Raw genomic sequence first — 25,323 nt, 5'->3', positions numbered from 1 at the left:
AAGCGCAAAAAAGACTGGAATTGCGCGGGGAGGGTTGAGGAAAAAATGCCGATTCACGCTTCTTTGACACCCGGCTCACGGGGCTTTGACCGTCAAACGGCGACGCTGAGGCTCCTGTCACTGAAAATCCCGATACGGTTAATCCAGCATGTCCCGAGTGCATCTTTTTCCTGCTGTGTGCTTGTCGCTTGTAATGCTCCTGCAGTTGTTTCCGGCACAGGCTGCCGAGCCTGCGGCCCTTCGTCCTGCGCAATGGGCGCAGCCGATTGAAGTGCAATACAACCTGTTCCAGATGTCGCCAACGCTGTACCGCAGCGCGTTGCCCGACGACGGTGCCGTGCCGTTATTGAAGAATCTGAAAGTGGCCACGGTCATCAACTTCCTGCCCGAAGCCGATAGCAACTGGCTGTCCACGCCCGGCATTCATCAAGTGCAATTAACGTATCGCACCAACCACGTCGACGACAGTGATGTGCTCAAGACCCTGCGTGCGATTCAGGAAGCCGAGGCCAGTGGCCCGGTGTTGATGCACTGCAAGCACGGTTCCGACCGCACCGGGCTGATGGCCGCGATGTACCGCGTAGTGGTGCAAGGCTGGAGCAAAGAGGACGCTCTGAACGAAATGACCCAAGGTGGTTTTGGTGAAAGCGGCCACTTCCGCGACAGCGTGCGCTATGTGATGCAGGCTGATGTCGACAAGCTGCGTACCGCGCTGGCCAATGGTGATTGCAGCACCAGCGCGTTTGCGACCTGTTCGCTGAAGAGCTGGTTTCAGACGGTTAATCTGAAGTGATCAATCGGTGGTGGCTGCAAAGAGTTGCGTGTCGACCGGTTGGCCGAGAAAGGCTTCCAGCGCGGTCAGCAACGAGCCGGAGTCGCCAGGGGCAAAGAACGCCTCGCGAAAAGCGCGGCCCGCTTGCGGGTTGAAAACCCCGTCCCGCTGGAACCGCTTGAACGCTTCGGTCGCCAGCACCCCTGACCACTTGTAGGCATAGACCGACGCTTCGTAACCGGTCACCAGGTAATCAAAGCCAAAGGCGAAACGGTGATAACCCGACAGTCGCAGGTGCGGCATCTCGCGTTGCACATCCTCGAAGACCTGTTCGATGCTGCGGCCATCACCATGGCTGCGATGCAACTCCAGATCAAACAATGCCGTCAGCAGCAGTAGGGTGGTTGATCGACTGGTCTGGGCGCCAAGCGCAGCCAGTGCGGTGTTGACTCGCGCCGCTGTCAGACGTTCGCCGCTCTGGTAATGCGCCCCCAGCCACAGCAGAAAGTCTGGTGACTGACACCAATGCTCGAACAGCTGCCCGGCGAATTCCGCCGTGTCGCGTCCCAGTTGAGAGATCCCCGCCAGGTTGCGATGGGGCGAGCGCGTCAGCACATGCTGCAAACAATGGCCGAACTCGTGAAACAGCACCCGCAGGTTTTCGTGGGAGAGCAGGCACGGGTGCGCTTCGGTGGCAGGCGGGAAATTGCAATTAAGGCAAGCGATCGGCAGCGCTGGTCGCCCCTCGGCATTGATACTGCGAATGCGTAACACGGAGGTGAACGCAAAGTCAGTGGCGTCTTCGCGGTGGAAAGGATCAACGTAGATGTGCCCGATCACTTGCCCGTGCTCGCTGACATCCAACAGTCGGACGCTGTCATGCCAGTGGCTGAGTGTTGTCTGCTCGACGATGGTGATGCCAAACAGGTGCTCGCAGAACCGGCAGAGTTTACGCAGCGTGTCATCAAGCGAAAAATACTGGCGCAAGCCTTTTAGCGCCCCGTTCAATTGTTGCAGGCGTAATTGCTCGGCGAGAAATTCCTCATCCCACGGTTGGATATCTGCATACCCCAGGGTGAGCGCAAAGGCTTTCAACCCCTGCGTATCACTCAGCAGATGCGGCGTATTCAGTACTATTTGCTGGCGTATAAACGCACTGACTTGCGCCGGGGAGGTGGCCATACGGTTTGCCAGGCGCAACTCGACGAAATTCTCGAAGCCCAATAATTGGGCTTTTTCGTGGCGCAACGCGACCAGCACCGAGAGGACCGGATCGTTGTCGAGTTTTTCTGCCTGCGGGCCTCGATCAGACGCGCGGTTGATCCAGGCCGTGAAGTACTCTTCACGCAGCGCGCGGTTTTGCGCATGAGTCATGATTTGTCGATAGGTGTTCTGATCCAGCGTGAGCAACCAGCCGCTGTGTCCAGCCGATTTCGCCTTGAGGGCCAGACGTGCCTGTACCTCGGCAGACAGGCCTTGAAGTAGCGTGATGTCGTTGATGCGCTTGCTCCACGCGGCGTTGGCCAGTTCCAGATTGCTTTGAAACAATTGCTCCAGATTCCGGATATCCCGGCTCAGGCGGGCAAGTTTTTGCTGTTGCGCTGGCTGCAGTTCGATACCGGACAAGCGGAAACTGCGCAGAATCTTCGCCAGCGAGGCTTTGCGCTGATCATCGAAACTGGCGGCAACCGCACTTTGCGCCAGGCGTTGATAGGTACGGTACAACTCGAGATTGGCGGTCTTGTCGTCTATGTATTGGCCTGCAGCGTGGCTGCACAACGCGCTTTCCCTGAGCCAGTCGGCGTCGTCGGATTTGACCTTCGATAGCGTGTCGATAATGCCCACTGCTTCCGTCAGGCGCGCATCGGCCGAATCGATGGCCACCACCAGATCATCCCAGTTTGGATGCTCGGTCTGGCTGGTGATCACTTGGGCAATGATCTGCTGGTTTTCGGCAACGATCACGTTGATGGCGGGCAGCAGATGCTCGGCGCGAATGTCCGACCACGGGGGCAATGACCAGTGTTGTAAAAGCGGATTGGTGTCAGGCATGACGTCTTCCTTGAGGGTTGGCTGAAAGGGCCAGCCTAGGCAGGAAGCGCAGGGGAAGGGCGGTAGATAGTTACCACCTTCCACCGCTGATCGGTGGAAGGTGGTACTGACTCAATGTTGCTCGTCAGGCTTTTTCGCAAGTTTCGGATTAGGGAAAAACTGCACTGCCTGGACTTTCTTGTCCGCTGGCGGTTTCAGCGCGCTGGTGTTGACACGCGTGCCCAGCTCTTTTGGAACCGACAGCCCTTGCTCGTTCAGCGTGTCGGAGTAACCGCAGGCCACGCATTCGCGGTGGGGCACGGTGTCCTCGTTCCACATCATCAGTTTGTCCGGCTCGCTGCACGCCGGGCAGACAGCCCCGGCGATAAAGCGTTTTTTGGTGATCACTGGCCCCTCACTCATGCTGCCGCGCCCTCGGTCAGGCCGCTGTGACGCAACAGTGCGTCAATCGATGGCTCACGGCCACGGAAGTCGACGAACAGCACCATCGGCGCTTGCGAGCCGCCGCGCGCCAGAATCGCTTCGCGGAAGGCGCGACCGGTTTCAGCGTTGAGCACACCGTCTTCTTCGAATTTCGAAAACGCATCGGCCGACAGCACTTCCGCCCACTTGTAGCTGTAGTAACCCGCCGCGTAACCGCCGGCGAAGATGTGCGCAAAGCTGTTGGGGAAGCGGTTGTAGGCCGGAGGACGCATCACCGACACCTCGTCACGCACGCCTTCGAGCACTTGCAGCGGGCTGCGGCCATCACCGTGAGTGGCATGCAGTTCGAAGTCGAACAGCGAGAATTCCAGCTGACGCACCATCATCAGGCCGGACTGGAAGTTCTTCGCCGCGAGCATTTTTTCCAGCAGGTCCTGAGGCAGCGCTTCGCCGGTTTCGTAGTGACCGGAAATCAGCGCGAGGCCTTCCGGCTCCCAGCACCAGTTTTCCATGAACTGGCTCGGCAGCTCGACCGCATCCCACGCCACGCCGTTGATGCCCGACACGCCGGCATGCTCGACGCGGGTCAGCAGGTGATGCAGGCCGTGGCCGAATTCGTGGAACAGCGTAGTCACTTCATCGTGGGTCAGCAGCGCAGGCTTGCCGCTGTCGGCCGGGGTGAAGTTGCACACCAGATTGGCGACCGGGCTTTGCAGCACGCCGTCGACAGTACGGCGACGGTCGCGAGCGCCGTCCATCCACGCACCCCCACGCTTGTTGGCGCGGGCATACAGATCGAAGAAGAAGCGGCCGACGTGCTGGCCGTTTTCCTTGATTTCGAACAGGCGAACATCCGGGTGCCAGGTGTCGAAGCCTTTCTGCTCGGCGATCTCGATGCCGTACAGACGCTGGACGATGGCGAACAGACCACCGAGAACCTTATCGATCGGGAAGTAGGCGCGCAGGGTTTCCTGGGCGACGCTGTAGCGTTGTTCGCGAAGTTTTTCGCCGTAGAAACCCACATCCCAGCTTTGCAGATCAGCGCAACCCTGCTCGGCGGCGTAGGCGCGCAGTTGTTGCAGATCCTGGGCGGCGAACGGCTTGCTGCGTTTGGCCAGATCGCGCAGGAAGCTCAGCACCTGATCGCTGGACTCGGCCATTTTGGTAGCAAGGCTCAACTCGGAGAAACTGGCGAAGCCCAAGAGCTTTGCCAGCTCCTGACGCAGGTCGAGAATTTCTTCCATCACCGGACCGTTGTCGTTCTGACCGGCGTTCGGGCCTTGATCCGAGGCGCGGGTGCAGTAGGCGGCGTAGACTTCTTCGCGCAGCGCACGGTCCTGGGCGTAAGTCATCACCGCGTAGTAGCTTGGGAATTCCAGGGTGATCAACCAGCCATCGAGGTCCTTGGCCTGGGCCGCGGCAGCCATTTGCGCCTTGGCCGAATCGGTCAGGCCGGCGAGGACGGCTTCGTCGGTGATGTGCTTGGTCCACGCTTGAGTGGCATCGAGCAGCTGGTTGGAGAAACGGCTGCCCAGCTCGGACAGCTTGCTTTGCACTTCGGCGTAGCGCTTCTGTTCGGCCTCCGGCAGGTCGATGCCCGATAGACGGAAGTCACGCAGGGCATGTTCCAGGATAGTTTTTTGCGCGACGTCGAAACCGGCGGCTTCCGGGCTGTTGGCCAGCGCTTCGAAGGCCTGGAACAGTTCGCGGTTCTGGCCCATCTCGGTGGAGTAGGCGCTCAATGCTGGCAGGCACGACTCGTAGGCTTCACGCAGTTCGGCGCTGTTGCACACGGCGTTGAGGTGGCTGACCGGGCTCCAGGCTGCGCCGAGGCGATCATTGAGTTCGTCCATCGCCAATACCAGGCCGGCCCAGGTAGGGTTCTGGCCTTGGCTCTTGAGGATTTCGGCGATGGCGACGCGGTTGTCGGCCAGGATGGTTTCGATGGCTGGCAGGACGTGTTCGGCACGGATCGTGGAGAACGGCGGCAGGTCGTAGGACTGCAGAAGAGGGTTGTTCACGCTCACGGTTGGCACCTTGGCTGGAAGAAACATGTGCCCATCTTAATTACAATCGACACTCACCGCAGCTATCGGCGACAGAGAGAGAACTAATCGTGTCCCTTCGCAAATACCAGAACCATACCCCGCAGTTGAGCAAAGGCGCCTTTGTCGACGGCTCCGCGGTGGTGATCGGCGACGTCGAAATCGGCGAAGACAGCTCCGTCTGGCCGCTGACAGTCATCCGCGGCGACATGCACCGCATCCGCATCGGTGCGCGCACCAGCGTGCAGGATGGCTGCGTGTTGCACATTACCCACGCCGGCCCGTTCAACCCCGATGGCTTCCCGTTGTTGATCGGCGATGATGTGACCATCGCCCACAAAGTCATGCTGCATGGCTGCACCGTCGGCAGCCGAGTGCTGATCGGCATGGGCAGCATCGTCATGGACGGCGCGGTGGTCGAAGACGACGTGATCATCGGCGCTGGCAGCCTGGTGCCGCCGGGCAAGCGTGTGCACAGCGGCTTCCTTTACGTGGGAAGCCCGGTGAAACAGGTCCGGGCGCTGACCGACAAGGAAAACGCCTTCTTCACCTACAGCGCGGCGAACTACGTGAAGCTCAAGGACCTGCACCTGGCCGAAGGCTACGACACACTCTGAATCGAATTCGCGACTGCTCAGGAATACTCATGCATTACCAGACCGTACTGTTCGACCTCGATGGCACCCTGACCGATCCGCGTGAGGGCATCACCCGTTCTATCCAGTTCGCGCTGAGCAAACTTGGCATTGATGAGCCAGACCTGACCAAGCTTGAGCACTTCATCGGCCCGCCGCTGTTGCAGGCATTCATGCAGTTTTACGACTTTGATGAAGCGAAGGCGTGGGAGGCGGTGAATTTCTATCGCGAGCGCTTCAAGGTCACCGGCCTGTATGAAAACCGCGTGTTCGAGGGCGTCACGCCGCTGCTGGAAACCCTGAGTGGCCAAGGTCGGCAGCTCTACATCGCAACGTCCAAACCCTGGGTGTTCGCCCGCGAGATTGCCCGGCACTTCGACTTTGCCCGGCACTTCAAGGTGATCTACGGCAGTGAGCTGGATGGCACGCGGACCAACAAGGTTGAGCTGATTGCGCACCTGCTCGCGGAAGAAGGGCTGGACCCGGCGAACACTTTGATGATCGGCGATCGCAAGCACGACCTGATTGGCGCGCGCAGCAATGGTCTGGACGCGGCGGCGGTGGGTTATGGGTTTGGCAGTTTTGAAGAGTTGAATGCCGAGACACCGGCTTATCACTTTGAAACGCTGGCCGAGTTGCATCAGGCATTTTTGCAGCGCTGATCAATACGTCATCGCTGGCAAGCCAGCTCCCACATGAAAGCGGTGTCTTCAGGGGCACCGCATTCACTGTTGGATCTGGCTCCCACAGGTAAGCGTGTCACCAAGGTCGCCGCAATCACTGTGAGATCTGCTTCCCACAGGTAAGCGGTGTCTTCAGGTTCAGCAAAATCCCTGTGGGAGCTGGCTTGCCAGCGATGAGGCCGGATCAGCCCCTGAAGGGCTGAGAGTCTGCCAACGTTTTCAATGCCAATTTACGCTCCACAACCGGCAACCCGCCCAGCCTCTCGACCTCCGCATAAAACTTCAGCCAATCCCCTCCAACCTGGCTGAACAACGCCGCAAACGCCGGCACCCATTGGTCATATAGCCCGAAGGGCAGCAGCCGCGCATTGTTCAGCGGCGTATTCACCCAGGCGTCATAACGCTTGTCCCCGGCCCACTGGCTGTCACGCATCACCCGGTATTCCCGGCGAAACTGCTCGAACTCGGCCGCTTTGCGCTCGCGCATCTGCTCGACGGGCAGCGGCTGTGCATACAACGTCTCCAGCCGCGAGCGCGTAGCAAGTACCAACGCGATGAACTGATCACGCTGCTTGAGTCGGGAGTTGGTATCCGCCGGCAATCCGCGAAACGCCCGCCATTGCCGAGTACCTTCCTGCTCGACAAACGTGGCAAACGACTCGTTGAACTCGGTGTCGTCCTTCACATAGAACTGCTGATGCGCCAGTTCATGGAAGATCAGCGTGGCCAGGCGTTCGTCGCCCCAGCCCATCATCGAATTGAGGATCGGGTCGTTGAACCAGCCCAGCGTCGAATAGGCCTCGACACCGCCAATCGACACGTCCATGCCCTGCAAGCGCTGAATCGCAGCTTCACCCCGCGCGGCGCTCTGGCTGTAATAACCGCGATAGGCCACGCACCCGGCAATCGGGAAGCAGTGGTTTTGCGGGGTCAGGGAAAACTCTGTGGTGGCGAACACATTCCACACCACGAAAGGACGGCCAATGTCGGCGTACAGGCGATAACTCTGGTTGTCCGGCAGATGCAGGTGCTCGCTGGCAAAAGCCCGGGCCTGCTGCGACTGTGCCAGGTGCGCGCGCAATTTCGCATCGCGGCTCGGGTCGGCGATCACGCTGGCGACCGGTTCGCGGGCCTGCAGCAATTGCCACTGACCGCTTGCCAGCTGGCTGTAATAGCTGACGCTTGCACAACCGTTGAGCAACAAAAGCATCACACCCGGAAACAAAATCCGAAAAACGCGATCAAGTAACCGATGGCTTGGAAGCGGCCTGATCAAAATAAGAAACCCTCTGGAAAGTCTGCCCGCAAGACTATCCCGCCCATTGGAGCTTCGCTATGCGCATGTTGATGCTGACAGGAGGCCTGCTGACGCTGGCCGGTTGTGCCGGATTCGGAATGCCCGATCCTGACCCTTCGCAAGCCTGGATCGATCTCGATGCCCGGCAGCAGGACACGGCGCTACAGGCGCTGCAAGTCGATAGCAAGGCCGCCGTCGACAACCGTTATTTCGAGGTGCAGCCCGGCAGTCATGAACTGAAGGTGCGTTATCAATTCCCGGTCGAGGCGACCAATATCGGCCCGAACGCCGCGCCGCTCTGGCGTGATTGCCAGTTGAGCGTGAAGTTCAAGGACTTCAACGCCGGCCAGCGTTATCAGTTGCAGGCCGGCAGTATCGGTTTCCGCCCGTGGGCGAAACTTTATGACGAGCAGCGCAAAGTCGTCGGGCAGGGTACGCTGGCGGGCTGTCAGAAAACCTGATCGGCGCTATGCTGGCACTCTCATCCAAAGGACATTGATCATGCGCAGGTTAACGCTGTTGCTTGCAGCAAGTGTGGTTGCCGGCTGCCAGAGCCCGATGCCGGCGGTCGATCCCACCATGGCCTGGGTCGACTTTGCCATGCCCACCCCCGGCGGCAAGGTGTTGATGGCCGATCGAGTGGACAAGCAAAGGATGACCGACGGACGTTTTTTCCAGGTCACGCCGGGGAGTCACGAACTGAGGGTGCGTTTTGATTTCGAGGTGTTTGGCGGCGGTCAGGGCATGGACACCGATCCGCAGGAGCGGCTGTGTTACATGACCGTGCGTTACGATGATTTCGAGGCGGGGCAACGTTATCGGCTGGAGGCACGGTCGCTGGCCTTTACGCCAAGCGCCCGGTTGATCAATAGCCAGGGGCAGATCGTTGCCAAGGAACGACAGGTCAACTGTGTACCTTGAGCGACTTCAGTCCTCGTTCTTCTGATAGACGATTGCTTTGGTGCCGTTTTCACATGAGCCTACGACCATGGCGATATCGTGCTTTTCGGCCTCTGCCTTGCTGACGATTTCCAGCGTGTAGGACGGCACGGCTTTAGCCTGAATCTTGATTTCGATCTCTTTGCGGAGTTCTTCGCAGTCTTTAGGTGCGGCAAAAGCGGAGGTGGCCAGTGCACTGCAGAGAATCGCCAAGCCAATACGTTTCATGAATGAAGCTCCTTGAGGCAGCGCGCACGGGCGTGCGCTGAAGCTGCTGTCACGTATACGACCACATTTTTGAAACGCGAGTTCTGACTTCGCTCACAAACTTTGATCAGCTTTTGCCCCCGGTGATGATTTCCAGATCGTCTTCGCGAACAGGCTCGCTCCTACAGAGTTTTGTGGCGTTCACATAACCCTGTGGGAGCGAGCCTGCTCGCGAAGGCGTCGGCACTGCCAACGCCAGAATCAGCCTTGAACATCAGCTGACCAGCGAAGCCTCAAGGGTAATCTTCGCATTCAACACCTTGGACACCGGGCATCCTTCTTTGGCTTTGTTGCTGAGCTCTTCAAACTGCTCTTGGGTCGCGCCCGGAATTTTCGCCTTGAGAATCAGCTTCACCGCAGAGATCGCGAAACCGCCCTCAACCTGATCGAGCGTGACTTCAGCCTGGGTGTCGATACTGTCGGCCTTGAGGCCGGCATCGCCGAGAATCATCGAAAATGCCATGGAGAAACAGCCGGCATGCGCCGCGCCGATCAGTTCTTCAGGGTTGGTGCCTTTACCGCCCTCGAAGCGCGCCTTGAAGCCGTAGGGTGCTTCTCTGAGGACGCCGGTTTCGGTGGAAATCGAGCCGATGCCGGTTTTCAGATCACCTTCCCAATGTGCGGATGCTTTCTTCACGATAGCCATGTCTGCCTCCTCAAGATCTGGCGCGGGACGCCGCGCCTTCGTGGTTTTTGCTTGCAAGGCTTCTGAGGATAGACGTCGGGACAAAGTTCAGCCTATCTGAATCGTTGACTTTTTTAGTAGGATTTTTCGTCCTGCTATTGAAACTCGGGTATATGCCCTCATTGCATAGAACACGCTTATGGATTCGGCAGGTTTTCGTTTGCGAGAAGAACCTGCCTCCTCACTCGGAGACGCAGGTTTATGAAGCAACTGTCCGACGTAAAATTTTCCACCCTCGATCTGGTGCCCGTGCGCGAGAACGGCAGCCCGGCGCAGTCGCTGCGCAATTCGCTGGACCTGGCGCAGCACGCCGAGAAATTCGGTTACACGCGGTTCTGGGTAGCTGAACACCACAACATGGACGGCATCGCCAGTTCCGCCACCTCGGTGCTGCTCGGTTATCTGGCGGGCGGTACCTCGACCATCCGCGTCGGTTCTGGCGGGGTAATGCTGCCTAACCATGCGCCGCTGGTGATCGCCGAACAGTTCGGCACACTGGAAAGCCTGTATCCGGGTCGTATCGACCTCGGTTTGGGCCGGGCGCCGGGTTCCGATCAAATGACTGCCCGCGCACTTCGCCGTGAGCGTTCCGGCAGTGCTGACGACTTCCCGGAAGACGTTGCCGAACTGGCGCGATATCTCGGCCCGCGCACCCCGGATCAACGGGTGATCGCCATGCCCGGCACCGGCACCAATGTGCCGATCTGGCTGCTCGGTTCCAGCCTGTTCAGTGCGCAACTGGCCGGCGAGCGCGGTTTGCCCTACGCCTTCGCCTCGCATTTCGCCCCGCGCTTCATGCACGAGGCCATCCGCGTCTACCGCAATCACTTCAAGCCGTCGGCGGTGCTCGACAAGCCTTACGTGATGCTCGGTGTGCCGCTGGTGGCGGCGGACACTGATGAGCAAGCCGATTACCTGGCGACTTCGGTGTACCAGCGAATCCTCGCGTTGATGCGTGGGCAAAGCCTGGTGCAGCGCCCACCGGTGAAAACCATGGATGGCCTGTGGCTGCCCCATGAGCGTGAAGCGGTGGGAGATTTCCTGGGTTTGGCGATGGTCGGCAGCCCGGCGAAAATCCGCGCGAAACTGGAGGTGCTGATTGAGCAAACCCAGGCTGATGAGCTGATCTTTACCTCTGACTTGTATGAACATGCCGATCGCGTGCGTTCTTACGAGTTGCTGGCGCAGGTGATGAAGGGCTAACTGAATCTCGCCCCGCTCAAAACGTGTAGGAGCTGCGGCACGCTGCGATCTTTTGATCTGGATCTTGAGAACAGGATCAAAAGATCGCAGCGTGCCGCAGCTCCTACATTGAAAAATGGTTGCCCACAAAAAAGCCGACGCATTCGCGTCGGCTTTTGCATTTCAGGCGCAATCAACCGCGTTTGTAGACGATTTCCTTGGCGCCGCCTTCACAGCTGCCAACGACCTTGCCGTCAGCTGCCGCTCCCTTGTCGACGATCTCCAGCGAATACCCGGAAACGCCCTTGGCATCCAGTTTCGCCGCAATCTCTGACTTCAGATCCTCACAAGGCTTGCCGGCTGCAAATGCACCACCCGCAAGGCTCAACAAACCTACTGCCAACATGAACTTCTTCATCGGTCGCACTCCCTGGTCGGATTAAAAGAGGCAGGCAGCGGGTTATTCACCCGACGTGCCCACCTTGTAGCGCTTTGCCATTCCTATGGCACTCGGCCAGCGCGCAAGTTCAGAAGCGTAGACCAAACTCAGCTACTGGCGATGCGGAACCCGACTTTCAGTGTCACCTGAAAGTGCGCAGCTTTACCGTCCTTGATGTGGCCGCGCGTCTCGGTCACTTCAAACCACTCCAGATGCTTGATGCTTTTGTTGGCTTCTGCCAACGCATTGTTGATGGCGTCTTCGATGCTGGTTGGGGACGAGCCGACCAGCTCGACTTTTTTGTACGTGTGGTGGTCAGTCATGGTGATCTCCTTGGGATGTGGAATTGAGACTAGCAGTGAATTTGCACTGTTGATTTCGGCGGCTTTGCGCAAGCGAAGTTCAGAATTTCTGCACTTTCTCAATCCGCTGAAGTCCCAATCAACACACGCCACTCATCACCAATGCAGGAGAGCCACCATGGCCAACACCTCTTTACGTAAAGCCTCATTGCAAAGCATGGAAGCGGAGATCGAGAGTCTGCTCAAGTCGTTGGAAGGCCTGAAAGACGACGCTTCGGACGAGTCGCGCAAGACTCTCAAGGCGCTGAAAAGCAATGCCGAAAGCGCGCTGAAACATTCGCGTCACCTGCTCAGCGATGCCTACGAAGAAGTCAAAGTGAAAACCCGCGAGACCGGGATCGCCACCCGCGATTACGCGCAGGAACATCCATGGACCACCGCCGGTGTGGCGGTGGGTGCTTTGGGTCTGCTGGCCGCTTACTTGCTGTTCAAGCGCGGCGAGTGATCCGGCTGGCGCAGCTCTTGTTTGAGCCAGTGCGCCAGTTGCCGGGCGCGCCCATCCGCGGCGCGCTTGGGTAGCCACAACGCCAGTTGCGCCGGGGTTTCACAGAAGCCCCACGGCGCAACCAGGCGACCGGCCTTCAAGTCTTCGGTGACCAGCGGCTCCGGCGCGATAGCCACCCCAAGGCCCGCCACTGCGGCTTCCAGCAAATAATATAAATGCTCAAAACCTTGCCCGAGCTTCAACGTCTTGGCGTCGAGGTGATTTTGCTGTGCCCAGCTCGGCCAGGCTTGCGGCCGCGATGTCGTGTGCAGCAAGGGTTCGTCGAGCAGCGCTGAGGCGGGCGCCGTTTGCAGGCGTTGATAACCGTTGAACAGCGGGCTCATGACGGGGCCGATGCGTTCTGCAGCCAGCTCATAAACCTGCATGTCTGCGGGCCAGGGTGGTTCTGCGAACAGCAGTAACGCGTCCAGTCCCGGTCGCCTCGGGTCGAGATCACCTTCACCCGCCGATAAATGCAGGCGCAAATCCGGCAGATCGGCATTCAGCCTTCCCAATCGCGGAATGAACCAGCGCGCCAGCAAGCTTCCCGAGCAGCCAAGCACGAACGGCGCATCGGCTGTACGTTGCGTCAGCTCAGCACAAACACTGCGCAAGCGATCAAACGCCTCGCCGCTGGCATCGCGTAAACGCACACCGGCATCTGTGAGTTTCAAGCCGCGTCCATCCTTGACGAACAGGCTGACGCCAAGGTGTTCTTCGAGCACCTTGAGCTGGCGGCTGACCGCGCCATGGGTCACGTGCAGTTGTTCGGCGGCCTGGCTGACGCTGTTCAGCCTGGCAGTGGCTTCGAAGGCGCGCAAAGCGTTGAGCGGGGGAAGGTCGTGGCTCATGGTATCTGTGAGTTTTCCTGACAGGTTGCGGCGATCTTATCGGTTTTCAGCATAGAAGGTCAGGGGTAGAGTGGGCGTCATTGTCTTCTCACGTCATTCCCGATTCTGCTGGAGCAAAACATGACCCAGACTTCGAACACTTCCGATCTGCGTAATGGCCCTGACGCCAACGGCCTGTTTGGCTCGTTCGGTGGCCGCTACGTGGCTGAAACCCTGATGCCGTTGATCCTCGAGCTGGCCCGCGAATACGAGACAGCCAAGGAAGACCCGGCCTTTAAAGAAGAATTGGCCTACTTCCAGCGCGACTACGTCGGACGTCCGAGCCCGCTGTATTACGCCGAGCGTCTGACCGAGTTCTGCGGCGGCGCCAAGATCTACCTCAAGCGCGAAGAGCTGAACCACACAGGCGCGCACAAGATCAATAACTGCATCGGCCAGATTCTGCTGGCGCGGCGCATGGGCAAAAAACGCATCATCGCCGAGACGGGCGCCGGCATGCACGGCGTGGCGACTGCTACCGTGGCCGCGCGTTTCGGTCTGGATTGCGTGATCTACATGGGCACCACCGACATCGAACGCCAACAGGCCAACGTGTTTCGCATGAAGTTGCTGGGCGCCGAAGTTATCCCGGTAGTGGCCGGCACTGGCACCCTGAAAGATGCGATGAACGAAGCGCTGCGTGACTGGGTGACCAATGTCGACAGCACCTTCTACCTGATCGGCACCGTGGCTGGCCCGCACCCGTATCCAGCGATGGTTCGCGACTTCCAGGCCGTGATCGGCAAGGAAACCCGTGACCAACTGCAAGCGCAGGAAGGTCGTCTGCCGGACAGCCTGGTGGCATGCATCGGCGGCGGCTCCAACGCCATGGGCCTGTTCCACCCGTTCCTTGATGACAAAAGCGTTGAGATTATCGGTGTTGAAGCCGCCGGCTACGGCATCGAAACCGGCAAGCACGCGGCCAGCCTGAATGGCGGCGTACCGGGTGTGTTGCACGGCAACCGTACTTTCCTGTTGCAGGACGACGACGGCCAGATCATCGACGCTCACTCGATTTCCGCCGGCCTCGATTACCCGGGTATCGGCCCGGAACACGCATGGTTGCATGACATCGGCCGCGTCCAGTACACCTCGGTGACCGACGACGAAGCCCTCGACGCATTCCACAAATGCTGCCGCCTGGAAGGGATTATTCCTGCCCTGGAAAGCGCCCACGCGCTGGCCGAAGTATTCAAACGCGCACCGACCCTGCCCAAGGATCACCTGATGGTGATCAACCTTTCGGGCCGTGGCGACAAAGACATGCAGACCGTTATGCACCATATGGAACAGTCCAAGCAGGAGAAACACTGATGAGCCGCCTGCAAACCCGTTTTGCCGAACTCAAGCAACAGAATCGCGCCGCGCTGGTGACCTTCGTCACCGCCGGTGATCCGGATTACGACACTTCGCTGGCGATCCTCAAAGGCTTGCCGAAAGCCGGCGCCGACGTGATCGAGTTGGGCATGCCGTTCACCGATCCGATGGCTGACGGCCCGGCGATTCAACTGGCGAACATCCGCGCATTGGGCGCCAAGCAGAATCTGCTGAAAACCCTGCAAATGGTTCGCGAGTTCCGCGAAGACAACAGCGACACGCCGCTGGTGCTGATGGGCTACTACAACCCGATCCACAAGTTTGGTGTAGAGCGTTTCATTGCGCAGGCCAAAGAGGCCGGCGTCGACGGCCTGATCGTTGTCGACATGCCGCCGGAGCACAACGAAGAACTGTGCGACCCGGCTCAGGCTGCCGGCCTGGATTTCATCCGTCTGACTACGCCGACCACCGACGACGCGCGTCTGCCGAAGGTTCTCAACGGCAGTTCCGGTTTTGTGTACTACGTGTCGGTTGCCGGTGTCACCGGTGCCGGCGCGGCGACGCTGGAGCATGTCGAAGAGGCGGTCACTCGTCTGCGCCGCCACACCGATCTGCCGATCAGCATTGGTTTCGGTATCCGCACACCAGAGCAGGCCGCCGCGATTGCGCGTCTGGCTGACGGGGTTGTGGTGGGCTCGGCGTTGATCGATCACATCGCCAATGCCCAGACTCCGGATCAGGCCATCGACGGCGTATTGAGTCTGTGCTCGGCACTGGCAGAGGGCGTGCGGAAGGCTCGCGCCAGCTAAAGGCAGAGTTCCTGATTCAGAGGAATGAGTGCTTGGGCACCGGGGTTCTGGATTAATCGATAGTCAGTCAAAAGATCGCAGCCCGTGGCAGCGCCTACATGTGACCTTTGTAGGAATTGCCACAGGCTGCGATCTTTTGCCTTTACGGCAGTTCCAGCCCGCCGGACGCCTTGTGCAATTTGCGCAAATGCTCGCCGATCTGTTTCACGTTGGCCTCGCTGGCGGCAATTTCGGCTGCGCGCTTGGGTTCCAGCAACTTACGCACTTCCTTGTCCAGATCGCCGCTAAGTAACAGCAGCTTCTTCTGCCGCTGGCTGCTTTCCGCTTCCAGTCGGCTGAACTCGCTGGGTTGCGGCAAACCGTAGCCTTTCGAATCCAACAGTTCTGCCGGACGACTGAGGAACCCACTGTTGGCGAGGATTTCCTGCAAGGTCGCATTGGCCTTGTCCATTCCGCCATTCTCCAGTTCCCGCGCACCGAGGTAACGCTGTTTGACCTCGTCCTGCGCGAGCAACAACTGGCGACGGAAACTCGCCTGCTCCAGCAGCAACAGCGCGGCGCTGGTGCGCAGGTCGGCGCGATCGAACCATTCGCGGCGTTCTTCGGCCGACAACGAAAGCCACTCTTCGACGGTGTTCTGTTTGATCGGCAGCTGCTTCTTCAGCACGTTGAACATCGCCTGATAGCGATCGCGGAACGAGTCGAAGCGATAGCCCAGACGCAGCGCTTCTTTCGGATCATCCAGCACGCTCGTATCGGCCAGGCCACGGCCCTTGAGCACTTCCAGCAGACCGTTGGGCATGATGCTGTCGAGGCCGGTGAGTTGCGCGTTGTTGCTGCCGCTGCGCAACAGTTTCAAGCCTTCCACTGCGCAGTTGTTGGACAGGAAGAAGTAATTGCCGTCGTAGCTCCAATGCATCTCGGCGGCATGTTCGACCACGCCTTCGATCTCGCTGCGCGACAGATTCAGCGGTACCGAGGCGAGGCTGCGCAGTTCGGTCTTGGTGTACTCGTCGATCACCTGCGCCAACGGCAGGACGAACAGCCGGGACGGGTATTTGCCGACCAGTCCGTCCCAACTCGACAGCTGCACATCACCGACGAAAGCGCGGTAGGACAGCACCAGATGTTGATCCAGATCGAGCCGGCAATCCGGGCCGCGCGGGCGACCCGGTGCACAGATCACCAGACGCAACATGCTGTGACCCCAGCGGCTGACCCAGTTCTGATTGGCCTCGGCCAGTAAGTAATCGACGGCGTAGACACGCTCCGGATCGACTTGCCCCAATGGTTGCTTGGCGAAGTCGTTGCCGGCGTTCAGAAACGCGAAGGTTTTGGCGCAGGAATTCGGGGCCGGTGGTGCCCAGCCGAAGTGATCCTTGTAGTAGCGATACAACGCCGGGCGGCGGCACGCGTAGCTCGGGTCGAGCAGGAAGTACTCCATGTTGACCGCGACGAACTCCTTGGGGCTGGAGATTTCGTACAGGTCGGGGCTGCGGGCAATCTGTCGGTTGTGTTGCTCGCGCTCGCCGCGACGGCCGACGTATTGCGGCCACCCGGCGAGGTCGAGCAATCGCGGGTCATCACTAAGGGTGAAACGGCGCCCGTTCTGGCCACGGCACTCATCGGGAATGCCGATCAGCCCGGCACTGTTGAAGCGCCGGGTGCAGCGCTGGATCAGCGTGCGTTCGGCGTTTGGCCAGAGGCGTGCGCGGTCATAAATGTGGGTGATTTCGTGCAGCACTGTGGCGAGCAGTTCCTGGCGCACAGTGCCGTGGGGGCGATTGGTCTTCTCTTTGGCCGCGCTGCCGTCGGTGAGACCGGCGAGCAATTTGCGGTTCAGATCGAGTTCGGCGACCAGGGTTGCCTGGCCATAGGCATTGCCCGGCATGTCATCGGTCCAGCCGACATCGATGCGCCGATCCAGCCGCTCGATAAAGCTCGGCGGCAAGGCCTGCATGGCTTCATCGATCAGCGCCTGGCTGGCCTGTTGCTGGGCTGGACTCAGACCATCGGTCTTGAGCCGCAATTGCAGGCCGGCGTGGGCGCTGTTGCCAAGTAGCAACAACGCCCCGGCCAATAGCCAGGCGCCAAGTGACTTCACAGTGCGAGGATGGCTTCGGCGAGAACCTGATCACTGGCGTCGCGAGCTTCCGGCACGCGTGTGCGCAAGGTGTTGAGAGCGGCTTCCAGATGCGCGCCACGGATATCGCCGTTGCTGGCGACAAAGCTGGCGGCGTCGTCGTGGGCTTCGCGGATGATTTTCGAGTCGCGAATCGACGTGGTGGTATCGGACGTGAAATCGATGGTGCGCTGGGAGGCACGAACGATGATGTTACTGGTGGCTACCAGGGTGTGCGCCTGGGCCAGGTCGGCCAACAAAAACAGGCCAAGGGCGGCAGCAATCAGCGGGCTACGCATGGAACGACTCCGAAGGGCAAAGTTAACAAGGGACTGGGTTAACTATTGGACGAGAATTGCCTCTGCCAGTTCAAGGTCGCTGGCATGAAGTTTCGGCCGGGTTTTACGCAGGTAGTGCAGTGCGGATTCCAGTCGAGCGCCGCGCAATTCACCGTCACTGGCAACAAATACCGCCGCATCATCGTGAGCGACGAGCAGCAGTTTACGGTCGAACGGCGCGGAAGACACCATACCGGTCGCCCAGACGCTCACCACGGTGTTTTGCGTGGAGACGTCGAAGGCGTTGGCCGAGGTCGTCCAGCAAGCAGTTAACAGTACGCAAGGGATCAGGAGTTTTTGAATAAAAGGCATGGGACTCGGCAACTGTTGGCGAGCCGTAAGGCTAGCGCAACGCCCGGGCTAGAGCCAGCGCCGAAATATCGGGACACGACCGGCGTGCCCCGCCATGCCGCGACTGCTTAGATAGTCAGAATGGCTTGAGCCAGCTGAGCGTCGGTGGCTTGCAGTTGTGGCGCCTGATGACGGATGTGATCCAGCGCGCTTTCCAGTTTCACGCCTCGGATGTCGCCTTGGCTGGCGACGAAGCTGGCGGCGTCGTCACGGGCAGCGAGCACGATCTTGTCGTCACGGAAGGAAGAGGTGACGTCGGAAGTAGCGTCGGAGGAGGCTTTCAGGGCGCCGACAATCGAGTCAGTGGTCACGATGAAGCTGGTAGCGCTGGCGTTGGCAGCCACGGCCAACAGGGCTGCGGCGCTGAGCATGCGAAGACGGGTCATGGGGTAACTCCTGTGGATAAACCGTATAGAGAGGTGGCTCGGTATCTGAGGAGTCAGACGCCATCGGCACAGCATTCGCCACGTACTGAATGGATATTAGGCTGCTCTGTGCAATTCGCCCAGTGGTCAGAATGCTGGCTCCTGAGGAACACTTTTAACTGTACCTGCGCATATTAATAAATATAAAACTGTATTGGTTTTAATCTCGAAGCGTCTATTCTGCGGTTTTGAAGCATCCAAAACGACAAAACCCGTCGTGGTTTCCCACGACGGGTTTTGTTTTATTCAATTCGGGTTGCTGGCGGTGAGTCTAACGACCAGAGCCAGCGACGCTACTTAGCGCCAGAACGGCTTGCTCAGCTCTTCGTAGCGTTGTGCTTCGCTGATACCGGCGTCAGCCAGCAGACGCGAATCCAGACGGGCCAATTGGTGGCGGCTGGAGATGCGGCGCTGCCACAACATCAGGTTGGCGAGAACGCGCAGAGGCATGGAAGCCTGGGTTTTTGCAGCTTTGTCTTCGAAGAACAGTTCGGAACTGAGTGTACGTTCCATGGTTGACATCCTTCCGCTTGTGGCGGGATCAGGTAGTGGTTTGACTGGTGCCCATGATCCTCTCGTTTGCCTAGTCTCACTAGATACAGTTCAACTGTATTGTGAGTGACCAGTTAACTGTTTATTGATGGTGTACGGGTCGAAATTGGGCAAACTGTACCTGTCCGCACTTAAGTGGTGCGTTTTTGCTGGTTTCGGAAGAAAGTGTGGGTATTTGCCGTAGGAAAAGACCGGTACAGCAGTACAGTTTTTGACGATATCGAGGATTTCTGAATCCCGTCGACGCAAACTGTGTTTGCGTCGACGGAACATCTGTGTGAATTACACCGTCAGCATCCGCCCGGTTTCTTCCAGATTGATGTGCCAGCTCAACGCTTCACGCAGGATGTGTGGGGTGTGACCGCCGATTGCGCAGGCGGCGGTGAAGTAGTCATCCAGCGCCTGGCGAAAGTCCGGGTGCACACAATTGTCGATGATCACCCGGGCCCGTTCGCGAGGCGCCAGGCCTCGCAGATCCGCCAGGCCTACTTCGGTTACCAGAATGTCGACATCATGTTCGGTATGGTCAACGTGGCTGACCATCGGCACAACGCTGGAAATCGCGCCGCCCTTGGCGATCGACTTCGTCACGAACACCGCCAGATGCGCGTTACGCGCGAAATCGCCGGAGCCGCCGATGCCGTTCATCATCCGCGTGCCGCAGACGTGGGTAGAGTTGACGTTGCCGTAGATGTCGAACTCCAGCGCCGTGTTGATGCCGATGATCCCCAGGCGCCGCACGACTTCCGGATGGTTGGAGATTTCCTGCGGACGCAGCACCAGTTTGTCCTTGTACTTCTCCAGGTTGCCGAACACGTCGGTGTTGCGCCGCTCCGACAGCGTGATCGAGCTGCCCGAAGCGAAGCTCAGCTTGCCGGCATCGATCAGGTCGAACGTCGAGTCCTGCAGCACTTCGGAGTACATGGTCAGGTCTTCAAACGGCGAGTCGATCAGACCGCACATCACCGCGTTGGCGATGTTGCCAATCCCGGCCTGCAGCGGGCCGAGCTTGTTAGTCATGCGCCCGGCGTCGACTTCCTGCTTGAAGAAAGTGATCAGGTGATCGGCGATAGCGTTGGTGTCGACATCCGGCGACGAAACGGTGGACGGCGAGTCCGGCTGCTGGGTGATGACGATGGCGACGATCTTCTCCGGTGGAATCGGGATCGCGGTGCTGCCGATGCGGTCGTCGACCTTTACCAGCGGAATCGGCGTACGCGTCGGACGATACGTCGGGATATAGATGTCGTGCAGACCTTCGAGGTTGGCGTTATGCGCCAGATTGATCTCGACGATCACCTGTTTGGCGAAAATCGCGAAGCTCGCCGAGTTGCCCACCGAAGTGGTCGGCACAATATGGCCCTGCTCGGTGATGGCCACGGCTTCGATGACGGCGATGTCCGGGAGCTTCAGTTGCTGGTTGCGCAGTTGCTCGACGGTTTCCGACAGATGCTGGTCAATGAACATCACTTGCCCGGCGTTGATCGCCTTGCGCAAGGTGCTGTCGACCTGAAACGGCATGCGCCGCGACAGCACGCCGGCTTCGGTCAGTTGCTTGTCGAGGTCGTTGCCCAGACTGGCGCCCGTCATCAGGCTGATCTTCAGCGGCGTGACCTTGGCCCGCTCGGCCAGTGCATGAGGGACGGCCTTGGCTTCGCCGGCGCGGGTGAAGCCGCTCATGCCGACGGTCATGCCGTCCTCAATCAGAGCAGCAGCGTCGGCGGCGCTCATCACTTTGTCCAACAACGAAGGCAGGCGAATACGGTCACGGTACATGTATTTTTATCTCGGGCAGCGAGTAGCAGGATGCGCAGTCTAGTGAATTTGGCTGGTGCCTGTCCCGCTACCAAGGTCGCAAAAGAGGCGTCTATTGCGCGGGTTTCAAGTAAAACATCGTTACCGGATCTGCAACAACGCGGCATATTGTCCGACTGTTTGCGCAAACAAAAACGCCCCGACAAGTCGGGGCGTTTGGTGCAGCAGGCGAAAGTTACTCGACGGCTTTAACCATGTCTTCGATGACTTTCTTCGCGTCACCGAACACCATCATGGTCTTGTCCAGGTAGAACAGTTCGTTGTCCAGACCGGCATAGCCGCTGGCCATCGAGCGCTTGTTGACGATGATGGTCTTGGCCTTGAACGCTTCGAGAATCGGCATACCGGCAATCGGCGATTTCGGATCGTTCTTGGCGGCCGGGTTGACCACGTCGTTCGCGCCGAGCACCAGCACCACATCGGCCTGACCGAACTCGGAGTTGATGTCTTCCATCTCGAACACCTGGTCGTACGGCACTTCGGCTTCGGCCAGCAGTACGTTCATGTGTCCAGGCATCCGCCCGGCCACTGGGTGGATCGCGTACTTCACGGTCACGCCACGGTGGGTCAGCTTCTCGGTCAGCTCTTTCAGTGCATGCTGCGCACGGGCTACCGCCAGGCCGTAGCCTGGAACGATGATCACGGTGTCGGCGTTGGTCAGCAGGAACGTCGCGTCGTCAGCCGAACCGGATTTCACCGGACGTGCTTCCTTCGCACCGGCTGGGCCTGCATCAACCGTATTGCCGAAACCACCGAGCAATACGTTGAAGAAGGAACGGTTCATCGCCTTGCACATGATGTACGAGAGGATCGCACCGCTCGAACCCACGAGGGAGCCGGCAATGATCAGCATCGAGTTGTTCAGCGAGAAACCGATACCCGCTGCCGCCCAGCCTGAATAGCTGTTGAGCATCGACACCACCACCGGCATGTCTGCGCCGCCGATCGGGATGATGATCAGCACGCCCATCACGAACGCCAGCGCCAGCATCAGCGCAAATGCGGTGAGGTTGCCGGTGAACATAAAGGTCAAACCGAGTGCCAGTGTCGCCAGACCCAGCACCGCGTTCAGCTTGTGCTGACCGCTGAACTGTACCGGTGCGCCCTGAAACAGGCGGAACTTGTACTTACCCGAAAGCTTGCCGAAGGCGATCACCGAACCGGAGAAGGTGATGGCACCAATCGCCGCGCCGAGGAACAGCTCCAGACGGTTACCCGCCGGGATCGCGTCGCCCAGTTGCTTGACGATGCCCAGCGACTGCGGCTCAACCACGGCAGCAATGGCGATGAACACCGCTGCCAGGCCGATCATGCTGTGCATGAAGGCGACCAGTTCCGGCATTTTGGTCATTTCAACACGCTTGGCCATGATCGAACCGGCGGTACCGCCGACCAGCAGGCCGACGATCACATAACCGATACCAGCAGTGGCCAGCTCAGCGCCGAGCTTATAGATGAGGCCTACAGTAGTGATGATCGCCAGACCCATGCCGAGCATGCCGAACAGATTGCCGCGGCGTGACGTGGTTGGGTGCGACAAGCCTTTGAGGGCCTGGATGAAACAGATCGACGCGATCAGATAAAGCGTCGTGACGAGATTCATGCTCATTACTTCGGCGCCTCTTCTTTTACTTTCGGGGCTTTCTTCTTGAACATCTCAAGCATGCGGCGGGTGACCAGGAAGCCACCGAACACATTCACTGCGGCCAGCGCCACGGCGAGGGTGCCCATGGTCTTGCCCAGCGGGGTGACCGTCAGGGCAGCGGCCAGCATCGCGCCGACGATCACGATCGCCGAGATGGCGTTGGTCACGGCCATCAGCGGCGTGTGCAGTGCAGGTGTTACGTTCCAGACCACGTGATAACCGACATAAATCGCCAGCACGAAGATGATCAGGTTGTAGATACCGGGGGAGATAAGCTCTTCCATCGTCTGAATCCCTGCTTAGGCGTTTTTGCGGATGACTTGGCCGTCGCGGCACATCAGGCACGCGGCGACGATGTCGTCTTCGAGGTTGACGTCGAACTGGCCTTCTTTAGTGAAGACCAGCTTCAGGAAGTCCAGCAGGTTGCGTGCATACAGCGCCGAAGCGTCTGCGGCGACTTCACCGGCCAGATTGGTCGGACCGGCGATAGTCACGCCGTTCTCGATCACGACCTGATCGGCTACGGTCAACGGGCAGTTACCGCCCTGCGCAGCCGCGAGGTCAATGACCACCGAGCCCGGTTTCATTTGCGCCACGGTGTCCGCACTCAACAGCGTCGGTGCCTTGCGGCCCGGGATCAGCGCAGTAGTGATGACGATGTCAGCCTGCTTGGCGCGTTCATGCACGGCCTGGGCCTGACGCTGCATCCAGCTCGCCGGCATCGGCCGCGCGTAACCGCCGACACCGACGGCGCATTCGCGCTCTTCATCGGTCTCGTAAGGCACGTCGACGAACTTGGCGCCGAGGGATTCGATCTGTTCCTTCACCGCCGGACGCACGTCGGACGCTTCGATAACCGCACCCAGACGTTTCGCCGTAGCAATCGCCTGCAACCCGGCCACGCCTGCGCCGAGAATCAGCACGCGCGCCGCTTTCACAGTGCCCGCAGCAGTCATCAGCATCGGCATGAAGCGCGGATAGTAGTGAGCGGCCAGCAACACGGCCTTATAGCCGGCGATGTTCGCCTGGGACGACAACACATCGAGACTCTGCGCCCGCGAGGTGCGCGGCGCTGCTTCCAGGGCGAACGCGGTAATCCCGCACTCGGCCATTTTGGCGATGGTGTCGTTGTTGAACGGGTTGAGCATGCCAACCAGCACCGCACCGCGCTTGATCAGCGTCAGTTCGGCATCGCTTGGGGCGACCACTTTGAGAATCAACTCGGCGCCAAACGCATCGTTGGCACTGCCAATAGTTGCGCCTGCCGCTTCATAAGCACTGTCGACAACGCTGGCTTTAACGCCGGCGCCGGTTTGAACAGTGACCTTATGACCTTGGCTGATCAGCTTTTTAATGGTTTCCGGGGTTGCAGCAACCCGTGTTTCACCGGTCTGGGTTTCGAGAGGAACACCAATGTGCACGTCAAATCTCCTGCGTGATCTTATTGAGTAAACCCAGGCACTTCGGATGGTGCGACTGGGGCGGCCGATCAGCACGATCCCGCTAAATCAAGGCGGGGCGCGGCATTTTGCAGGCGAACTTTATGCCCTTCAAGGGATTATGACGGGTGACGGAAAATTAACTACAAGTCATGCCGTGACCGAATGTCGCACATGGCCGGTTGAATCCCTTGCAGGCCGTGCCTTACAAGGATTCTGGACGAATTCGAAGATTTATCTCATCGGTGACGTGAATGGAGCGTAATGAGTCGCGAATGAAGGCTCAAAGCCACGCCGGCAGGCGCTTGTGGGACGTCTGTACGACTTTCGGATACAGTCATCGAAAATGCGACAAATACTTATATCTGTAGTGCTTTGATTTTTCTGACTACGAGGTCAGTTAACGCTGTAAGCCGCTACCCTTCTAGGCTATAGCTCTGCGCCTGGTTCACCAGCCAGTCGCGAAATGCCTTCAGGGACGCCGATTCGACCTTTCGCTCGGGAATCATCAGGTAATACGCCTTGATGCTGGACAGTGCCTGGGGGTTGGCAATCACCAGCCGCTTCTCGGCCAACTCGCGCTGAATCAGGAACGGCGGGATCAGCGCAATGCCCATGTCGTGCATGGCTGCCTGCGCCAGCATGGAGAATAGTTCATAGCGCGGCCCTGTCATGTCGCGAGGGATATTCAGATGTTGCGAGTTGAACCACTGGCGCCAGGCATACGGGCGGGTGGTCTGCTGCAAGAGCGGCAGCTCGGCAACCTCTTGCGCTGTCAGCTTTGCCTTGCTGCCGAGTAGGGCGGGGCTGCACACGGGCATCGGATTTTCGCCCATCAGTCTGTGGGACTCGGTACCGGACCAATCGGCATCGCCGAAGTAGATGGCGGCATCGAAGTCGGTATCGGCGAACAGGAATGGCCGCGTGCGGTTAGTCAGGTTGACGGTGACTTCCGGATGCTTGAGCTGGAAATCTTTCAAGCGTGGCAACAGCCATTGCGTGCCGAAGGTCGGCACCACCGCCAGTTCGATCACATTGGCGCCTTGCTGGCCCATCACCGACAGCGTATCGCGCTCGACCGCATCGAGTTGAGTCGCCACCCGACGGCTGTAGGAAAGCCCTGCTTCGGTCAGCTTTACCCCGCGCCGCGAGCGTCGGAACAGTTCCACGCTGAGGAACTCCTCAAGGCTGGCGATCTGTCGGCAAATGGCGCCTTGGGTGATGGAAAGCTCTTCAGCGGCCTTGGTAAAACTCTCGTGACGAGCGGCAGCCTCAAAACTGATCAGCGCGGTTGTGCTGGGGATCTTCCTGCGCATGTACTTCAACCTCACTAATACGTCGGTTAAAAGGCTATC

General features: G+C 59.2%; 28 protein-coding genes. 9 read left to right on the top strand and 19 right to left on the bottom strand.

Annotated features, from left to right (window positions below; genetic code table 11):
- Positions 1–148 precede the first annotated feature (148 nt).
- Positions 149–793 carry a tyrosine-protein phosphatase gene (locus AB4P92_RS14880; RefSeq protein WP_042556985.1) on the top strand — a complete coding sequence of 215 codons (645 nt, stop codon included), beginning with the start codon at positions 149–151 and terminating at the stop codon, positions 791–793.
- On the opposite strand, the gene AB4P92_RS14875 is transcribed toward AB4P92_RS14880, so the two are convergent.
- The 3 genes from AB4P92_RS14875 to prlC form a co-directional block, all read right to left on the bottom strand.
- Positions 794–2,824, bottom strand: coding sequence for a M3 family metallopeptidase (locus tag AB4P92_RS14875; protein ID WP_395597809.1), 2,031 nt, complete (start codon positions 2,822–2,824; stop codon positions 794–796).
- A 111-nt stretch (positions 2,825–2,935) separates the two neighbouring features.
- The gene (locus AB4P92_RS14870; protein ID WP_115147877.1) at positions 2,936–3,226 is read right to left on the bottom strand and encodes a YheV family putative zinc ribbon protein; all 291 of its coding nucleotides are present in this window, start codon (positions 3,224–3,226) and stop codon (positions 2,936–2,938) included.
- Positions 3,223–5,301 (bottom strand): oligopeptidase A, encoded by a 2,079-nt coding sequence (gene prlC, locus AB4P92_RS14865; protein ID WP_164488103.1) that lies wholly within the window; start codon positions 5,299–5,301, stop codon positions 3,223–3,225. Before prlC ends, AB4P92_RS14870 begins: the two co-directional genes overlap by 4 nt.
- A 62-nt stretch (positions 5,302–5,363) precedes the next feature.
- On the opposite strand from prlC, the gene AB4P92_RS14860 reads away from it, so the two are divergent.
- The gene (locus tag AB4P92_RS14860; protein ID WP_395597808.1) at positions 5,364–5,909 is read left to right on the top strand and encodes a gamma carbonic anhydrase family protein; all 546 of its coding nucleotides are present in this window, start codon (positions 5,364–5,366) and stop codon (positions 5,907–5,909) included.
- A gap of 29 nt (positions 5,910–5,938) precedes the next feature.
- Positions 5,939–6,589 (top strand): HAD family hydrolase, encoded by a 651-nt coding sequence (locus tag AB4P92_RS14855; protein WP_042556989.1) that lies wholly within the window; start codon positions 5,939–5,941, stop codon positions 6,587–6,589.
- Between the two features lie 205 nt (positions 6,590–6,794).
- Here AB4P92_RS14855 and AB4P92_RS14850 read toward each other — a convergent pair whose 3' ends face one another.
- Positions 6,795–7,886: an aminopeptidase gene (locus tag AB4P92_RS14850; protein ID WP_395597807.1), complete on the bottom strand. Its 1,092-nt coding sequence runs from the start codon at positions 7,884–7,886 to the stop codon at positions 6,795–6,797.
- Between the two features lie 59 nt (positions 7,887–7,945).
- Here AB4P92_RS14850 and AB4P92_RS14845 point away from each other — a divergent pair, with 59 nt between their 5' ends.
- Both AB4P92_RS14845 and AB4P92_RS14840 read left to right on the top strand, forming a co-directional pair.
- A complete protein-coding gene (locus AB4P92_RS14845; RefSeq protein WP_395597806.1) occupies positions 7,946–8,368 on the top strand; it encodes a hypothetical protein in 423 nt (140 codons plus the stop codon).
- Positions 8,369–8,408: 40 nt separating this feature from the next.
- Complete coding sequence (locus AB4P92_RS14840) at positions 8,409–8,828, top strand: lipoprotein (RefSeq protein ID WP_047299219.1); 420 nt, start codon at positions 8,409–8,411, stop codon at positions 8,826–8,828.
- Between the two features lie 6 nt (positions 8,829–8,834).
- Here the strand turns inward: AB4P92_RS14840 and AB4P92_RS14835 are convergent, their stop codons facing one another.
- Together AB4P92_RS14835 and AB4P92_RS14830 are read right to left on the bottom strand one after the other, a co-directional pair.
- Entirely contained in the window at positions 8,835–9,074 is a 240-nt protein-coding gene (locus AB4P92_RS14835) for a DUF1161 domain-containing protein (RefSeq protein WP_115147873.1), read from the bottom strand.
- A 253-nt stretch (positions 9,075–9,327) separates the two neighbouring features.
- Positions 9,328–9,759: an OsmC family protein gene (locus AB4P92_RS14830; RefSeq protein ID WP_042556994.1), complete on the bottom strand. Its 432-nt coding sequence runs from the start codon at positions 9,757–9,759 to the stop codon at positions 9,328–9,330.
- Between the two features lie 240 nt (positions 9,760–9,999).
- Between AB4P92_RS14830 and AB4P92_RS14825 the strand changes: the two genes are divergently transcribed.
- The gene (locus tag AB4P92_RS14825; protein ID WP_042556995.1) at positions 10,000–11,001 is read left to right on the top strand and encodes an LLM class flavin-dependent oxidoreductase; all 1,002 of its coding nucleotides are present in this window, start codon (positions 10,000–10,002) and stop codon (positions 10,999–11,001) included.
- Positions 11,002–11,173: 172 nt separating this feature from the next.
- Here the strand turns inward: AB4P92_RS14825 and AB4P92_RS14820 are convergent, their stop codons facing one another.
- Both AB4P92_RS14820 and AB4P92_RS14815 read right to left on the bottom strand, forming a co-directional pair.
- A complete protein-coding gene (locus AB4P92_RS14820) occupies positions 11,174–11,398 on the bottom strand; it encodes a DUF1161 domain-containing protein (protein WP_200617386.1) in 225 nt (74 codons plus the stop codon).
- 128 nt (positions 11,399–11,526) lie between these two features.
- A complete protein-coding gene (locus AB4P92_RS14815; protein ID WP_042556997.1) occupies positions 11,527–11,742 on the bottom strand; it encodes a dodecin in 216 nt (71 codons plus the stop codon).
- A gap of 157 nt (positions 11,743–11,899) precedes the next feature.
- Here AB4P92_RS14815 and AB4P92_RS14810 point away from each other — a divergent pair, with 157 nt between their 5' ends.
- Positions 11,900–12,226 carry a YqjD family protein gene (locus tag AB4P92_RS14810; RefSeq protein ID WP_042556998.1) on the top strand — a complete coding sequence of 109 codons (327 nt, stop codon included), beginning with the start codon at positions 11,900–11,902 and terminating at the stop codon, positions 12,224–12,226.
- Here AB4P92_RS14810 and AB4P92_RS14805 read toward each other — a convergent pair.
- Positions 12,199–13,116: a LysR family transcriptional regulator gene (locus tag AB4P92_RS14805; RefSeq protein WP_042556999.1), complete on the bottom strand. Its 918-nt coding sequence runs from the start codon at positions 13,114–13,116 to the stop codon at positions 12,199–12,201. The genes AB4P92_RS14810 and AB4P92_RS14805 overlap by 28 nt on opposite strands.
- A gap of 120 nt (positions 13,117–13,236) precedes the next feature.
- Here AB4P92_RS14805 and trpB point away from each other — a divergent pair, with 120 nt between their 5' ends.
- Complete coding sequence (gene trpB / locus AB4P92_RS14800) at positions 13,237–14,469, top strand: tryptophan synthase subunit beta (protein WP_042557000.1); 1,233 nt, start codon at positions 13,237–13,239, stop codon at positions 14,467–14,469.
- Positions 14,469–15,281 carry a tryptophan synthase subunit alpha gene (gene trpA / locus AB4P92_RS14795; RefSeq protein ID WP_150595837.1) on the top strand — a complete coding sequence of 271 codons (813 nt, stop codon included), beginning with the start codon at positions 14,469–14,471 and terminating at the stop codon, positions 15,279–15,281. The genes trpB and trpA overlap by 1 nt, the downstream gene beginning before the upstream one ends.
- 142 nt (positions 15,282–15,423) lie before the next feature.
- Here trpA and AB4P92_RS14790 read toward each other — a convergent pair whose 3' ends face one another.
- The 10 genes from AB4P92_RS14790 to AB4P92_RS14745 form a co-directional block, all read right to left on the bottom strand.
- Positions 15,424–17,385 carry a DUF4105 domain-containing protein gene (locus AB4P92_RS14790; RefSeq protein WP_042557002.1) on the bottom strand — a complete coding sequence of 654 codons (1,962 nt, stop codon included), beginning with the start codon at positions 17,383–17,385 and terminating at the stop codon, positions 15,424–15,426.
- A complete protein-coding gene (locus AB4P92_RS14785; RefSeq protein WP_042557003.1) occupies positions 17,382–17,702 on the bottom strand; it encodes a DUF2388 domain-containing protein in 321 nt (106 codons plus the stop codon). Before AB4P92_RS14785 ends, AB4P92_RS14790 begins: the two co-directional genes overlap by 4 nt.
- Positions 17,703–17,744: 42 nt before the next feature.
- Complete coding sequence (locus AB4P92_RS14780; protein WP_042557004.1) at positions 17,745–18,053, bottom strand: DUF2388 domain-containing protein; 309 nt, start codon at positions 18,051–18,053, stop codon at positions 17,745–17,747.
- A gap of 107 nt (positions 18,054–18,160) precedes the next feature.
- Positions 18,161–18,478, bottom strand: a complete 318-nt coding sequence (locus tag AB4P92_RS14775; protein ID WP_047299224.1) for a DUF2388 domain-containing protein — start codon at positions 18,476–18,478, stop codon at positions 18,161–18,163.
- Positions 18,479–18,814: 336 nt separating this feature from the next.
- Positions 18,815–19,030, bottom strand: coding sequence for a DUF1127 domain-containing protein (locus tag AB4P92_RS14770; RefSeq protein ID WP_009041553.1), 216 nt, complete (start codon positions 19,028–19,030; stop codon positions 18,815–18,817).
- A 321-nt stretch (positions 19,031–19,351) separates the two neighbouring features.
- Positions 19,352–20,845: an acetyl-CoA hydrolase/transferase family protein gene (locus AB4P92_RS14765; protein WP_115147869.1), complete on the bottom strand. Its 1,494-nt coding sequence runs from the start codon at positions 20,843–20,845 to the stop codon at positions 19,352–19,354.
- A 214-nt stretch (positions 20,846–21,059) separates the two neighbouring features.
- Positions 21,060–22,493, bottom strand: coding sequence for an NAD(P)(+) transhydrogenase (Re/Si-specific) subunit beta (locus AB4P92_RS14760; RefSeq protein WP_047299226.1), 1,434 nt, complete (start codon positions 22,491–22,493; stop codon positions 21,060–21,062).
- Positions 22,493–22,813 carry an NAD(P) transhydrogenase subunit alpha gene (locus AB4P92_RS14755; protein WP_003187417.1) on the bottom strand — a complete coding sequence of 107 codons (321 nt, stop codon included), beginning with the start codon at positions 22,811–22,813 and terminating at the stop codon, positions 22,493–22,495. Before AB4P92_RS14755 ends, AB4P92_RS14760 begins: the two co-directional genes overlap by 1 nt.
- Before the next feature lie 15 nt (positions 22,814–22,828).
- Positions 22,829–23,950 carry a Re/Si-specific NAD(P)(+) transhydrogenase subunit alpha gene (locus tag AB4P92_RS14750; RefSeq protein WP_042557008.1) on the bottom strand — a complete coding sequence of 374 codons (1,122 nt, stop codon included), beginning with the start codon at positions 23,948–23,950 and terminating at the stop codon, positions 22,829–22,831.
- Positions 23,951–24,384: 434 nt separating this feature from the next.
- The gene (locus tag AB4P92_RS14745) at positions 24,385–25,284 is read right to left on the bottom strand and encodes a LysR family transcriptional regulator (protein WP_115147868.1); all 900 of its coding nucleotides are present in this window, start codon (positions 25,282–25,284) and stop codon (positions 24,385–24,387) included.
- Positions 25,285–25,323: the final 39 nt, after the last annotated feature.

This window comes from Pseudomonas sp. A0308, assembly GCF_044218815.1.
Taxonomy (GTDB): domain Bacteria; phylum Pseudomonadota; class Gammaproteobacteria; order Pseudomonadales; family Pseudomonadaceae; genus Aquipseudomonas; species Aquipseudomonas iridis.
This window is presented reverse-complemented; position numbering and strand designations above follow the sequence as displayed.